14 protein-coding genes are annotated in these 12461 nt (G+C 71.9%); 7 read left to right on the top strand and 7 right to left on the bottom strand.

What is annotated here, in order from left to right:
* Positions 1-6 precede the first annotated feature (6 nt).
* Positions 7-1665 (bottom strand): 3-hydroxyacyl-CoA dehydrogenase family protein, encoded by a 1659-nt coding sequence (locus ACQPY4_RS34055; protein ID WP_433328053.1) that lies wholly within the window; start codon positions 1663-1665, stop codon positions 7-9.
* Positions 1666-1720: 55 nt separating this feature from the next.
* On the opposite strand from ACQPY4_RS34055, the gene ACQPY4_RS34060 reads away from it, so the two are divergent.
* Positions 1721-2719, top strand: a complete 999-nt coding sequence (locus ACQPY4_RS34060) for an LLM class flavin-dependent oxidoreductase (protein ID WP_433339132.1) — start codon at positions 1721-1723, stop codon at positions 2717-2719.
* Positions 2720-2768: 49 nt separating this feature from the next.
* Here the strand turns inward: ACQPY4_RS34060 and ACQPY4_RS34065 are convergent, their stop codons facing one another.
* On the bottom strand, positions 2769-3155 hold the full coding sequence (locus ACQPY4_RS34065; RefSeq protein ID WP_433328055.1) for an SCO5389 family protein: 387 nt from the start codon (positions 3153-3155) through the stop codon (positions 2769-2771).
* Positions 3156-3297: 142 nt separating this feature from the next.
* Here ACQPY4_RS34065 and nucS point away from each other — a divergent pair, with 142 nt between their 5' ends.
* The 4 genes from nucS to ACQPY4_RS34085 all read left to right on the top strand — a co-directional run bounded on the left by nucS (position 3298) and on the right by ACQPY4_RS34085 (position 5921).
* Positions 3298-3978 carry an endonuclease NucS gene (gene nucS, locus ACQPY4_RS34070; RefSeq protein ID WP_433328057.1) on the top strand — a complete coding sequence of 227 codons (681 nt, stop codon included), beginning with the start codon at positions 3298-3300 and terminating at the stop codon, positions 3976-3978.
* Between the two features lie 29 nt (positions 3979-4007).
* Entirely contained in the window at positions 4008-4415 is a 408-nt protein-coding gene (locus ACQPY4_RS34075; RefSeq protein ID WP_433328059.1) for a DUF3224 domain-containing protein, read from the top strand.
* A gap of 34 nt (positions 4416-4449) precedes the next feature.
* Complete coding sequence (locus ACQPY4_RS34080) at positions 4450-5034, top strand: TetR/AcrR family transcriptional regulator (protein ID WP_433328065.1); 585 nt, start codon at positions 4450-4452, stop codon at positions 5032-5034.
* Between the two features lie 68 nt (positions 5035-5102).
* Positions 5103-5921, top strand: coding sequence for a site-2 protease family protein (locus ACQPY4_RS34085; protein WP_433328071.1), 819 nt, complete (start codon positions 5103-5105; stop codon positions 5919-5921).
* Between the two features lie 5 nt (positions 5922-5926).
* Here the strand turns inward: ACQPY4_RS34085 and ACQPY4_RS34090 are convergent, their stop codons facing one another.
* Positions 5927-6535 (bottom strand): TetR family transcriptional regulator, encoded by a 609-nt coding sequence (locus tag ACQPY4_RS34090; protein WP_433328073.1) that lies wholly within the window; start codon positions 6533-6535, stop codon positions 5927-5929.
* 105 nt (positions 6536-6640) lie between these two features.
* Between ACQPY4_RS34090 and ACQPY4_RS34095 the strand changes: the two genes are divergently transcribed.
* Positions 6641-7462, top strand: a complete 822-nt coding sequence (locus tag ACQPY4_RS34095) for an NAD(P)H-binding protein (protein WP_433328075.1) — start codon at positions 6641-6643, stop codon at positions 7460-7462.
* A gap of 68 nt (positions 7463-7530) precedes the next feature.
* Here ACQPY4_RS34095 and ACQPY4_RS34100 read toward each other — a convergent pair whose 3' ends face one another.
* Positions 7531-8511 (bottom strand): hypothetical protein, encoded by a 981-nt coding sequence (locus tag ACQPY4_RS34100; protein WP_433328077.1) that lies wholly within the window; start codon positions 8509-8511, stop codon positions 7531-7533.
* A 103-nt stretch (positions 8512-8614) separates the two neighbouring features.
* Entirely contained in the window at positions 8615-8908 is a 294-nt protein-coding gene (locus ACQPY4_RS34105; RefSeq protein ID WP_433328079.1) for a hypothetical protein, read from the bottom strand.
* A gap of 281 nt (positions 8909-9189) precedes the next feature.
* On the opposite strand from ACQPY4_RS34105, the gene ACQPY4_RS34110 reads away from it, so the two are divergent.
* On the top strand, positions 9190-9879 hold the full coding sequence (locus ACQPY4_RS34110) for a TetR/AcrR family transcriptional regulator (protein ID WP_433328081.1): 690 nt from the start codon (positions 9190-9192) through the stop codon (positions 9877-9879).
* Between the two features lie 17 nt (positions 9880-9896).
* Here ACQPY4_RS34110 and ACQPY4_RS34115 read toward each other — a convergent pair whose 3' ends face one another.
* Both ACQPY4_RS34115 and ACQPY4_RS34120 read right to left on the bottom strand, forming a co-directional pair.
* Positions 9897-11129 carry an aminotransferase class V-fold PLP-dependent enzyme gene (locus ACQPY4_RS34115; protein ID WP_433328083.1) on the bottom strand — a complete coding sequence of 411 codons (1233 nt, stop codon included), beginning with the start codon at positions 11127-11129 and terminating at the stop codon, positions 9897-9899.
* Complete coding sequence (locus ACQPY4_RS34120; protein WP_433328085.1) at positions 11123-12409, bottom strand: hypothetical protein; 1287 nt, start codon at positions 12407-12409, stop codon at positions 11123-11125. Before ACQPY4_RS34120 ends, ACQPY4_RS34115 begins: the two co-directional genes overlap by 7 nt.
* Positions 12410-12461: the final 52 nt, after the last annotated feature.

Here is a 12461-nt window from a genome sequence, read left to right on the forward strand (position 1 = left end):
GGCGGTTCAGCGCAATGGGATGCCCGCGGCGAGGTGCTCCTCCAGCATGAGGGCGGGCACCAGGGACGGTTCGCGGGTCTCCTCGGCCATCGCGTCCAGGACCTCCACGACCCGGTCGAGGCCGATCCGGTCGAGGTCGGCGATCGGGCCGGCGGGGTAGCCGCAGCCCAGCGTCATCGCCGCGTCGATGGAGTCGGCGTCGGCGTAACCGGCGCCGAGCATCGTGGCGGCGTCGTTGAGGTAGGGGAAGCGCAGCGCGTCCACGATGAACCCGACCCGGTCGCGGCAGCGCACCGGGGTGAGGCCGAGCGCGGCCGACAGGGCGGCGGCGCGGTCGGCGACCTCGGCGGGGGTCGCGGCGGTGGTGACGATCTCCACGAGCGTCCCTTCGGCCTCGGGACGGTGCAGCCCGAGCACCTCACCGGGACGCCCGGCGGCCACGGCCAGGTCGATCACGGGGATCTCCGGATCGGCGGCGGCCAGGATCGCGCCGGGCCGCACGGCCGCGCCCAGCGCCTCGAACAGCTCCAGCGGCAGCCGCGCCTCGTCGGCCTCGGACGCCTCGATGACCAGATCGCAGCCGGCGAGCGCGGCCAGGTCGGTGCCGACCTCGACCTTGTCGTCCAGGTCGGCGCGCAGGGCGTCGGCGTCCCCCGGCTGACGCCGCAGGTCGACGGCCACCAGCCGGACGGACGCGCCGGACCGCGCGATCGCGCCCGCGTAGGCGACGGCCTCGGGGCCGGTCCCCACGACGCCGACCCGGGGCGCCTCGGCGGGCGCGGGCTCGGCGGCCCGCTCGGCCTCGCCCTCGTAGGAGTAGAAGCCGCGTCCGGTCTTGCGCCCCAGCAGCCCGGCGGTGACCAGCTCGCGCAGCACCGGGGAGGCGGCGTGGCGGCGGTCGCGGGACTCGGCGTGGATCGCCTCCAGCACCTCGAGGCAGGTGTCGAGGCCGATCAGGTCCATCAGGGTGAACGGGCCCATCGGCAGGCCCGCGCCGACCTTCATCGCGGTGTCGATGTCGTCGCGGGTGGCGTGCCCGGTCTCCAGCATCTGCGCGGCCTGGTTCAGATAGCCGAACAGCAGCCGGTTGGCCACGAACCCGGCGCGGTCGCCGATCGTGACGGGCGTCTTGCCGAGCCCCCGCACCAGCGCGGCGACCCCGGCGACGGCCTCGGGGTCGGTCAGGACCGTCCGGATGACCTCCACCAGCTTCATCACCGGCGCCGGGTTGAAGAAGTGCACGCCGACGATCTTGGTGGGCCGCCGGGTCGTGACGGCGATGTCGGTCACCGACAGCGAGGAGGTGTTGGTGGCCAGGACGGCGTCGTCGCGGCACACCTTGTCGAGCTCGGCGAAGACCTTGCGCTTGAGCTCGATCCGCTCCGGCACCGCCTCGATGACCAGATCGCAGTCGCCGAGGTCGGCGAAGTCGGTCGACAGCGCGACCCGGCCGAGGATCTCGGCCTGGGCGTCCTCGGTCAGGCGGCCGCGCTTGACCGCCCGTCCCGTCGAGCGCTCCAGATGGCCCCGGCCGCGCTCCAGCGCCGCCGCGTCGATCTCGATGCCCACCACCGGCAGGCCGCCGCGGGCCAGCACCTCGGCGATGCCCGCGCCCATCGTGCCCAGTCCGACGACCCCGACCCTGCTGAACGAACCACCAGTCATGGCAGGCAGTCTTGCAGAGCGCTCGATCGTGCCCGAGCCGGGGTACGACACCGGGGTGCGCATCGGAATCTTCCTCCTGGCGGCCCGCTTCCCGGGCCAGGACGACGCCGCCGCCCTCACCCGGACGGTGCGGGCGGCCGTCGCCGCCGAACGTGCCGGGTTCGACGACGTCTGGCTGGCCGAACACCACTTCATGACCTACGGCGTTGTCCCGTCCGCGACCGCCCTCGCCTCGCATCTGCTGGCGCTGACGTCCCGTGTGCGCGTCGGGACGGCCGTGAGCGTCCTGTCGAACCAGCACCCGGTGGCGCTGGCCGAGCAGGCGTCCATGCTCTCCCTCATCTCGGGCGGCCGCTTCGACCTGGGCGTCGGCCGCGGCGGGCCCTGGCGCGACCTCGAAGTGTTCGCGACGGGTCTCCCCCGGTACGAGCGCGGCTTCGCCGAATCCCTCGACCTCCTGCTGGCCTGGCTCCGCTCGGAGCGTCTGGCCTGGTCGGGTGAGCATTTCGCGTTCCGAGAGGTGCCGGTCGTCCCCCGGGCCGCGACGCCCCCGTCCGTCCATGTGGCGTGCACGTCGCCCGCCACCGAGCGGCTGGCCGCCGAGCGCGGACTGCCCATGCTGCTCGGGATGCATGTGGGCGACGACGAGAAGGCCGAGGCGATCGCCCGCCACGGCGACCCGTCCGCCCCGCACGTCTCCACCCATCTGGCCCAGGTGGCCGGCACCCGGGAGGAGGCCGTGGCCACCCTCGTCGCGGAGATGCCCCGGTGGCTGGGCCCGGGCCTGGACGGCTACGTCCCGGTCGACGACCGTCCCCGCAACCCCCGGGACCCGGTCGCCTACACGCGGCGGCTCTGCGAGACGCATCCCGTCGGCTCGCCCGACGACTGCGCCAAGTCGCTCATCGCCACCGCCGAGCGGACCGGCGTCCGCCGTCTCGCCCTGCTGGTCGAGGCGGCGGGCTCCGCCCGGGCGACGCTGGACAACATCGTCCGGCTGGGCGAGCTGGTGCTCCCCCAGGTCAGGGCCGCCTTTCCGGAGGAGCTGGCATGAGAGAGCGGCGCCGGAGGGGCGGCTCCGGCGCCGCTCGCTCAGCGGCCGGTCAGCAGTCGCGGAGTTCGGGTGACTGGTTGAGGATCTGTTCGCGCGGGGTGATGAAGCGGGCGTACGCCTCGGTGGAGTCGGTGGGGAACACGGCCACGCGGTGGCAGTTCTGGAAGGCGAGCTTCATGCCGAAGTAACGCTCCAGAGTCGACCGCATGGCGTCGCTGGCCAGCACCCGCAGGAGCTGGCCGCGGGCCTGCTCGTCCGGCGGGGGCGTCAGGTTGTCGGCGAAGTCTCCGCCGTCGACCTGCAGCCGGGCCACCAGACCGCTGATCAGCTCCCAGGCATACGGGAGGGAGGTCCGGATGCACTCGACGAACGCCTTGTCGTCGATTTCACCCTGCTGCGCCGTCTCCAGGAGTTCCGGCGTCACGTCAAGGGACATCAGGGGTCCTTTCACACATTGGGAACGACACCCATTCCCCATGACGCTAGATCCGGTTCCGCGGGATTTCCAGGCTTGACAGTGGCACCGGTCTGGGCAGGACGGCCGCGCGACCGTCCCCGGCTCACTAAGGTTGGGGCTCGTGCGTCTCGTTATCGCCCGCTGCAGCGTCGACTATGCCGGCAAGCTCACCGCCCACCTGCCCATGGCCCTCAGGCTCATCCTCATCAAGGCCGACGGAAGCGTGAGCATCCACGCCGACGACCGCGCGTTCAAGCCGCTGAACTGGATGAACCCGCCGTGCTCGCTGCGCGAGGAGCCGCTGGACGAGGGCGAGGCGATCGCCCGCTGGACGGTCACGCACGGCAAGTCCGGCGAGCGGCTCATCCTGACGATCACCGAGATCCAGCACGACACCAGCCACGAGCTCGGCCTCGACCCCGGGCTCCAGAAGGACGGCGTCGAGGCCCACCTCCAGGAGCTGCTGGCCGAGCACATCACCACCCTCGGGGACGGCTGGACGCTCGTCCGGCGCGAGTTCCCCACGGCGATCGGGCCGGTCGACATCCTGTGCCGGGACGCCGACCACTCGACGGTCGCGGTCGAGATCAAACGGCGCGGCGAGATCGACGGCGTCGAGCAGCTCACCCGGTACCTGGAGCTGCTCAACCGCGACCCGCACCTGGCGCCGGTCCGGGGCATCTTCGCGGCACAGGAGATCAAGCCGCAGGCGCGGGTGCTGGCCGCCGACCGCGGCATCGCCTGCGTGACGCTCGACTACGACAGGCTGCGCGGCATCGAGCACGAGGGCACCCTGTTCTGATGTCACCGGCGGCGGGCATGATGACGTCCATGAACTCTCACGCCGCCGGAACCTTCGACATCGACGCCTGGGAGGCCGACAAGCCTTACGACGAGCGGAACGGCAGCAAGTTCACGCGCGTCCAGGTCCGTAAGACCTTCCACGGCGATCTGGTGGGCACCAGCACCACCGAGCTGATCACCGTCGAGACGCCGTCGGGGCCCGCGGCGTATGTGGGGATCGAGGTCGTCGAGGGCATCCTGCACGGGCGCGAGGGCTCCTTCGTCCTCCAGCACGGGGCGGGCAGCGACGACGGCGGCGCCGAGACGCAGTGGCTGCGGTGGGAGATCGTGCCCACGTCCGGGACGGGCGAGCTGGCCGGAATCCTCGGCAAGGGACAGATCACCGTCGCCGAGGACGGCGGTCACTCCTGGACGATCGACTACACGCTCGGCTGAGCGGCCGAACCGCGGCGGCCGGTAATCTTCGGGCATGAGCACGGCCACGACCGACACGACGCGCGAGCGCATCATCGACGCGGCCGAGCAGTGCTTCGCCCGGGTCGGCGTCGCCAAGACCACGGTCGAGGACATCGCCGCCGAAGCGGGCCTGTCGCGGGCGACGGTCTACCGCAGCGTCACCGGTGGCCGCGACGAGCTGATCCTGGCCGTGGTGCTGCGCGACGTGCTGCGCTTCCTCGACCGGCTGGCCGAACGGCTGCGTCCGGGGCCGCCGGTGGCCGAGGCGATCGTCGAGGGCACGATGGACGCGGTCGCGTTCATCCGCAGCCGTCCGGCGACCGCGGCGTTCATGGTGCCCGAGACCGCCGGGCACGCGCAGGCCGCGGTGAGCGGCGCCACCGAGCACATGCTGGCCACCTGCTGCGAGTACGTGCGTCCGGCGTTCGAACGGGCGCAGCGGCTGCGGCTGCTGCGGTCCGACATCGAGGTCGAGGGAACGGTGGAGTTCCTCTTCCGCATCATCACCTCACTGATCATGGTGGACCGCGAGCGCGAGGCCGGGGAGACCCGGCGGTTCCTGCGCACCTATGTGGTCCCCGTCATCGCCGCTCCGTGACCCGGGCGGTGGGTACGAGCCGGTAACGTCGATCACGAGCGAGCCGGCGTGACGGGAGAGGCACCGCAATGGGCACGGCATACCTGCGCAAGGACTCGGCGGCCACCCGCCCGAGCCCGGCTTTCCTGGTCATCGTGGCGGTCACCGTCCTGTGCGGACTGATCGCCTGGCGCTACGGCACCATCACCGACCAGCCCGCCCGCGTCGCGGTCTGCGGGTTCGTGGTGGCGGGCTGGGTGCTCTCGCTGTGCCTGCACGAGTTCGGCCACGCGTACCTGGCGTTTCGATCGGGTGACAAGAGCGTGGCGACGCGGGGCTACCTGACCCTCAACCCGGCCAAGTACGCCGACCCCATCCTGAGCTTCGGCATCCCGGTGCTGTTCATCCTGCTCGGCGGCATCGGGCTGCCGGGCGGCGCGGTCTGGATCGACCGGGGCGCGATCGCCGGACGGATCCGGCACAGCCTGGTCGCGGCGGCGGGCCCGCTCTCCAACGTGCTGTTCGCGATCATGCTGGCGGTCATCTTCAAGAACTTCGCCGACAAGGAGCACGGCGTCTTCTGGGCCGGGCTGGCATTCCTGGCGTTCCTCCAGGTCACCGCGGCGTTCCTGAACCTGCTCCCGATTCCCGGGCTGGACGGCTTCGGCATCTTGGAGCCCTACCTGCCCCGGCCCCTGGTCGAGCGCGCCAACGAGTACGGCGGCTACCTGTTCTTCGGCCTGATCGCCTGCCTGTGGCTGATCCCGCCGCTCAACGAGGCGTTCTTCGACGTGGCCTTCGGCCTGGCCCACCTGCTGGGCCTGGAGGAGTTCCCCTTCGACATGCTCCGCGACGGCGTCTCCCCCATCCGCATGGGCCACGCCTTGTTCCGCTTCTGGGAAGAGTGACCGCGCTAGGGCGCGAGGTGGGCGATGATGCGGCGCATTTGGGCGGCGTAGCGTTCGTAGAACTCCGGTGAGCGGGGGTCCATGCCGTAGATGCGGCGGATCGCGTTGGGCATGACGACGGGCAGGACGACCATGGCGTTCATCATCGCCATGACGGCCTCGACCTCCAGGTCTTCGGCCAGTTCGCCGTCGGCCTTGCGGCGGGTCAGGTCGGCCAGGTCCTCGCTGTCGTCGTCGGGGATGGCGTCCAGCTCCTCGGTGAGGCCGCGCCATGCGGCCAGCCGCAGGCCGCGCCCGTCGGCCATCGCCTCGGCGAGATAGCGCTCCCACAGCTCGCCGAGCGGGATGCCGGGGTCGCTGATCTCCGACTCCCACTCCAGCCAGCGGCGGCCGAGCTCGCAGTACAGGCCCTCCTTGCCGCCGAAGTAGTAGTTGATCAGCTGTTTGTTGACCCCGGCGCGGTCGGCGATGTCCTGGACGCGGGCGCCCGCGAACCCCTTGGCCGCGAACTCCTCCTTGGCCGCCTCCAGGAGCAGGCGCCGGGAGCGCTCGGCGTCCTGCTTGCGCTCCCCGGATCTGGGCGCGCGCCGCGGTGACCTCGTCGTCTCGTCCATCCGCCCGATGATAGCCGGACGCCTGAAATGTTCAACCATCCGGCTGGTTGACAACTTCATCCGGATAGTTGAACCTGAGGACGCAACGCTACTGAGGAGAGACGAATGATCGTGATCACCGGAGCGACCGGGAACGTCGGGCGCCCCCTTGTCGAGCTGCTGGCCTCGGCCGGGCAGAAGGTCCGCGCGCTGACCCGTGACCCCGCCTCGGCGCGCCTGCCGTCCGGCGTCGAGGCCGCCCGCACGCAGGACCTGCCGCTGGACGGCGCGACCTCCCTTTTCCTGAACCCGGCCGTGGTCTGGGGCGGCGCCGAAGAGATGATCTCCAAGGCCACGGACGGGGGCGTGCGGCGCATCGTGCTGCTGTCGTCGGCCGCCGCGCTCGACGACGACCCCGGCAACATGCTGGCCACCCGCCACCGGGACCTGGAGAAGGCCATCGAGGACGCGGGCGTGGAGTGGGTCTTCACGCGTCCCGGCGAGTTCGACGCCAACGCGCTCGGCTGGGCCGAGAAGCTTCGGGCCGGTGAGCCGGTGCGCGAGCCCTTCCCCGGGTCGCGCTCGGCCCCGATCCACGAGAAGGACATCGCGGCGGTGGCCGCACGCGCGCTGCTGGACGACGACCTGGTCGGCACCCGGCCGCTGCTGACCGGGCCGGAGACGATCACCCACCCGGACCAGGTGCGGATGATCGGCGAGGCGATCGGACGTCCCACCCGGTTCGAGGAGATCACCCCCGAGGAGGCGAGAGAAGAGATGCTGCGGCTCCCCTACATGCGTCCTGGCCTGGTGGACGTCCTGCTCCGCCTGCGCGCCGAGGCCGTCGACGCGCCGGAGGAGATCTCCCCCGAGGTCGAGCGGATCACCGGCCGCCCGCCCCGCGCCTTCGCGGAGTGGGCCGCCGACCACGCCGACGACTTCCGCTGAGCACGGGCGGGCCGGGCCTGGACGGGAGGGGGGAACTCCCGTCCAGGCCCGGCCCGGTCTGGGGGTGCTCAGGCCCAGGGGGCGACGGGGTACCAGATGAGGTCGCGGCGGGCCAGGATCCGGACGTCCCAGTAGAGGAACGTGAAGACCCCGGCGACGATGAACGCGACCGCGACGATCACCGACAGCCGGGCGGGGTTCGCGGCGATCCACGCCTGCACGCGTCCTCCGGCGGCCAGCCCCACCAGCACGAACAGGACCGCCATGATGAGGATGTTCCCCAGCGACTGGAGGCTGAAGGCCGCGGCGCCGTACAGCACGTTGTGGCTCTCGGCCGCGTCGCGGAACATCTGGCGGAACATCGAGAACGGGCGCCCGATGAGGAAGCCGCCGATCAGCGCCCCCATCACGACCATCGGGGCGTTGGGGAAGCGCCGCGCGAGGCGGGCGAGCGGGTCGCGGACCACGCCGAGCGCGGCCAGCCCCAGCACGGTCATGATCAGCCCGATCGCACCGAACACGATCATCGACTGGATCATCCGCGGGGAGAAGCCGGTGGCGGCGCGGGCCGTGGAGAACTGCGGCATGTCCGTGCCGACCAGCGCGACGATGACGCCGTAGGTCGCCGAGACCGCGACCATGCCGGCCGAGAGCCAGCCGAGCGGCCGCAGCATGGCCAGCACCCGGCCCCGGCGGGACGGCGTGCCCCCGACCATCGGGGCCAGGGCGCCGAACGCGGCGATGTTGCAGGCGGTGAAGGTCCCGGCCACACCGGAGGCGAAGGCGAAGGCGATTCCGGCGGCGATGCCGGAGATGGGGGTCGTGCGGGCCTCGTGGCCGAGCATCGTGTCGGCCACGTTGTCGCCGATCGTGCGGTCGACGAACTCGGCCGACCAGACGACGGTCAGCAGGAAGCCCGCCAGCGCGCTCAGTGAGATGATCATGACCTTGCGGCGGGGGAAGTGGCCGGTGACGAATCCCGTGGGGGGAGCCGCCGCGACGGTCCCCGTGATCCGCCCCTCGTCCTGGTTCCGGTCAATGGTCGCCATCGTCGACCTCCTCATTGGGGGTACGCGACAGAGACTCATGCGCACGGCGCCGCGGCGCATCTTCCACCGTGCGAAATCCAACGGGTTCCGGGAACGCCGCCTTTCAGGAGGGGCGGCGGGAGATCGCGACGAGGACGGCGGGGCCGGGCCCGTGAGCCCGCAGTCCGCTGAGGGGAAGACCCTCGAGCCAGAGCATCGCGCCGGTGTCGAACCGCTGCCGCCCGCCGTCGGTGGTCTCCAGGTCGACCTGGCCGCTCTCGACGACGACCAGCGCGCCGAGCCACTCGGTCTCGTCGTAGGGACGCCGCCCGCCGGGCTCGATCACGATGACCCGCCGCTCCATCGAGGGAGGCACGCTCCGCTCGCGGAAAGACCCGGGATCCGAGACCTCGTTCATAGGTGTGTGCCTGCTCTTCCCGCCTCGAAGCCCGACCGTCCACCCACTTTGACCGCCGCCGCGCGGAAAAATCATCGCCAGGGGACGGCCCGCGCTTGGCTGGTGCGATGCGGGGCGGGATTTCGCGGCGCCAGAAGAAACCAAGCCTACGCGCCCGAGGCCGCCGGGACGGCCGTCTCCATTCCGCACTCTCGAAGAAGCGGAGACAATCTCCCGTCGTTAGCATGGACCTCGGCGTGCTCCCGGAGGGAAACGCCCGCGAACCGGAGGGGAATTGCCAGATGAGCCCGCGCAGGGTCGATCCGCAGGCGCGCTCGCTTCTGGTAGACATCGCCGCGCGGCTGCTTGCCGAGGAGGGGCCCCAGGCATTGTCGGCGCGCCGGGTGGCGACCGAGGCGGGCAGTTCCACCATGCCTCTCTACACGCATTTCGGCGGAATGAGCGGGCTGGTGCGCGAGATCGTCCACGAGGGATTCGCCCGCATGCAGGCCCACTTCGACCTCGTCCGGAAATCGGCCGACCCGGTCGCGGACATGGCGCTGTTCGGACGCGCCTACCGGCATAACGCCCGCACCAATCCGCATCTGTATTCGGTGATGTTCGGCGGCTCGTCCCTGGCCGGATTCTCCCTTTCCGAGGAGGACCGGCAGCACGGCCGCTACACCCTGACGCACGTGGTGGAATGCGCGTCCCGCTGCATCGAGGCCGGACGCTTCGCCACCACCGACGCGGAGCTGACCGCGCATCACATGTGGGCGGCGACCCACGGCCTGGTCATCCTCGAGCTCGGCGAGTACCTGATCCCGCCCTACGACGCCGGGCACTGCTTCGAGACGCAGCTGGTCGGGCTGATGGTCGGCGCGGGCGACTCCCCGGAGGCCGCGGCCCGCTCGGTCGCGCTGTCGCGCCTGCGCCAGGACGAGGAGCTCGCCGGCGTCCCGGCCCCCCACCCCGAGGCCGTCCCGGGCTAGAGGCGACGGCCCCGCACTCAGCCGACCGCACCGAGTGTCGGCAGGATCTCGTCCAGCGCGGCGAAGGCCCGCGCGATCTGCTCCTCGTCGTTGTAGACGTAGGCGGAGATCCGCAGCACCTCGTGGTCGGTGAACCGGTCGACCAGCGGCTGCGCGCACAGGTGCCCGGACCGGCACATGATCCCGTAGGAGTCGCTCATGATCCGGGCGATCTCGCGGAGGCTGGAGACGCCCGGGACGGCGAGGCTGATGGTCGCGGACCGGTCGACCGACGGCGAGGTCGGCCCCACGATCCGCAGGGCCGGGCGCGAGAGCGCCTCGCCGAGCTGGCGCCCGGCCAGCGCGCGGTCGTGCGCGGCCAGCGCGTCGAAGCCGAGGCGGTCGAGGTAGCCGAGCGCGGCGCCCAGGCCGTACACGCCGCCGATGTTCGGCGTGCCCGCCTCCAGCCGGTGCGGTGGGCGGCGCAGCTCGTAGCGCTCCAGGTCGACCCAGTCGACCGTCCCGCCGCCGACCGAGCGGGAATCGAGCCGCTCCAGCGCTCCCCCGGTCCCGCAGAGCACGCCGACACCGGTCGGGCCGAGCATCTTGTGCGCCGAGAAGGCCACGAAGTCGACGCCGTCGAGCTCCGGCCTGCGATGCGGGACGGACTGCGCGGCGTCCAGCACCGTCACCGCTCCCGCGCTCCTGGCCATCGACGCCATCTGCGTGACCGGCGCGTAAACGCCGGTCACGTTCGAGCAGTGGCCGAGCGCGACCACCCGGGGGCGCCGCCTGAGCAGTTCCTCATAGGCGTCGAGGTCGACGCACCCCATGGAGTCGACGGGGATCGGCTCGGTCCTGGCGTGCCTGCGCCAGGGCAGCAGGTTCGAGTGGTGCCCGTCGAAGGGGACCAGCACCAGGTCGCGCGAGCCGAGCCCCAGCCCGGACGCGACCAGGTTCAGCGCCTCGGTGGTGTTGAGGGTGAAGACGACCTCGTCGCCCCGGACGCCCGCGAACGCCGCGACCCGCTGGCGGACGCCCTCGAACTCCGCCGAGGCCGTCTCCGACAGCCGGTGCCTGCCCCGGTGGATGTTCGCGCTCACCTCGGTGTAGTAGCGGGTCATCTCCTCGACGACCACCGACGGCTTGAGGCTGGTGGCGGCGTTGTCGAGATAGACGATCTCGTTGCCGTCCAGGCGGCGGTCCAGCAGCGGGAAGTCGGGACGGACGAGCCGGGGCAGGTCCACGGCGGTGGGCGTCTCGGTCAGCATGTCGCTTCCTTACGGGAGGCCGCCGGTGTGCGGGGCGGGAGATCAGACGCGCAGGGGTGCAGGCGCCCCGAGCGCGCGGCGGGGAGGTAGCCGACGGCGGCGGCGTCGAGCCCGACCCGGCCGCCCAGCAGGAACCTGAGCCGCTCGACCAGGCCCTTCTCCACCCGGCCGGTGTCCTTGACGTTCGGGACGAAGGCGATCCTGAAGGCGTCCTCGCGGTACTGGCGCAGCTGGTAGGCGTCGATCTCGGGGACGTCCCCGACCGCCCGGTCCACCTCGCGGGGGCCGACGGGCGCCACCCGGCCGGGAACGGTCAGCAGCGTGCCCGCCCGGCCTTCGAGGCGGCACGGCGGCAGGTCGCTGCCGCAGCCGCACGGCTCGTCCCAGACGCGGTACAGGTCGCCGGTGCGATACCGGATGTGCGGCGACAGCCGGTCGCCGATGCTCGTCACGACGAGTTCGGCCAGCTCCCCCGGGTGCGCCGGTTGCCCGGTCTCGGTGATGAGCTCCACGAAGTACGACACGTTGTTGAGGTGGGTCAGGCCGCGCGGACACTCGACGGCCAGCCATCCGAACTCCGACATGGACACCGCCTCGGCGACGAGCGCCTCCGGATGGCGCTCGCGGATCTGGCGCTGCGCCAAGCGGGTCGCGGGCGTATGGGTCAGGACGATCGCGTCGAGCTTCGGGGCCGGTCGTCCGGCGCCGACCCCGCGGACCAGGTGGGCCAGGTGCGCCGGGTCGGCCAGCAGCCATCGCGGCGCGTGCCCGGCCAGCTCGCCGGCCGCCCGGACGAGGAGGGGGTCCGGGGCGGCCAGCGGGTCGGGCGTCGTCGGCAGGACGAGCGTCCCGTCGGCGAGGACCCGGTCGTGGACGGGCGTGTAGGGGCTGGCGCACTCGACCCGGGTGCAGGCGGGGGCCGTGTAGCGGGCCGAGCGACGGGGCTCCGCGCCGTCCATGACCGCCGCGCGCAGGGCCGGATGGGCCTCCAGGGTCGTCCTCATCCGGTCGGCGAGCGCGCCGGAGCCGACCGCGGTCGTGACCCGGTCGTCGCCCTCGCCGGTGCTCTGGACGGTGAGGGTCCCCGGCCCGTGCAGGGCCCGTCCCCGCGCCAGCACGCGGGCGGGGAAATTCACCCGGTAATCGGAACGCTTTGTCAGCGGAATCCGCGTCCAGTCACCGGGGTCGGGCATGGCCTGGAAGAACGGAACGCACGCACGGGCGAACGCGAACTCCGCCACCGCGCCGTCGAAGCTTTTCTGCCGGAAAGCCAGGGCCACGGAATCCTCCTCGACCGCATGCCTGTCATGGCTGGAAGCTAGGTAATACAAC

It is taken from the genome of Spirillospora sp. CA-294931 (assembly GCF_050946795.1).
Lineage (GTDB): Bacteria > Actinomycetota > Actinomycetes > Streptosporangiales > Streptosporangiaceae > Spirillospora.

Bases quoted from the DNA above. Each gene is read 5' to 3' on its own strand.
- ACQPY4_RS34055 (WP_433328053.1), bottom strand. From the start codon at position 1,665: ATGACTGGTGGTTCGTTCAGCAGGGTCGGGGTCGTCGGACTGGGCACG.
- ACQPY4_RS34065 (WP_433328055.1), bottom strand. From the start codon at position 3,155: ATGTCCCTTGACGTGACGCCGGAACTCCTGGAGACGGCGCAGCAGGGT.
- ACQPY4_RS34075 (WP_433328059.1), top strand. From the start codon at position 4,008: ATGAACTCTCACGCCGCCGGAACCTTCGACATCGACGCCTGGGAGGCC.
- ACQPY4_RS34080 (WP_433328065.1), top strand. From the start codon at position 4,450: ATGAGCACGGCCACGACCGACACGACGCGCGAGCGCATCATCGACGCG.
- ACQPY4_RS34085 (WP_433328071.1), top strand. From the start codon at position 5,103: ATGGGCACGGCATACCTGCGCAAGGACTCGGCGGCCACCCGCCCGAGC.
- ACQPY4_RS34090 (WP_433328073.1), bottom strand. From the start codon at position 6,535: ATGGACGAGACGACGAGGTCACCGCGGCGCGCGCCCAGATCCGGGGAG.
- ACQPY4_RS34095 (WP_433328075.1), top strand. From the start codon at position 6,641: ATGATCGTGATCACCGGAGCGACCGGGAACGTCGGGCGCCCCCTTGTC.
- ACQPY4_RS34100 (WP_433328077.1), bottom strand. From the start codon at position 8,511: ATGGCGACCATTGACCGGAACCAGGACGAGGGGCGGATCACGGGGACC.
- ACQPY4_RS34105 (WP_433328079.1), bottom strand. From the start codon at position 8,908: ATGAACGAGGTCTCGGATCCCGGGTCTTTCCGCGAGCGGAGCGTGCCT.
- ACQPY4_RS34110 (WP_433328081.1), top strand. From the start codon at position 9,190: ATGAGCCCGCGCAGGGTCGATCCGCAGGCGCGCTCGCTTCTGGTAGAC.
- ACQPY4_RS34115 (WP_433328083.1), bottom strand. From the start codon at position 11,129: ATGCTGACCGAGACGCCCACCGCCGTGGACCTGCCCCGGCTCGTCCGT.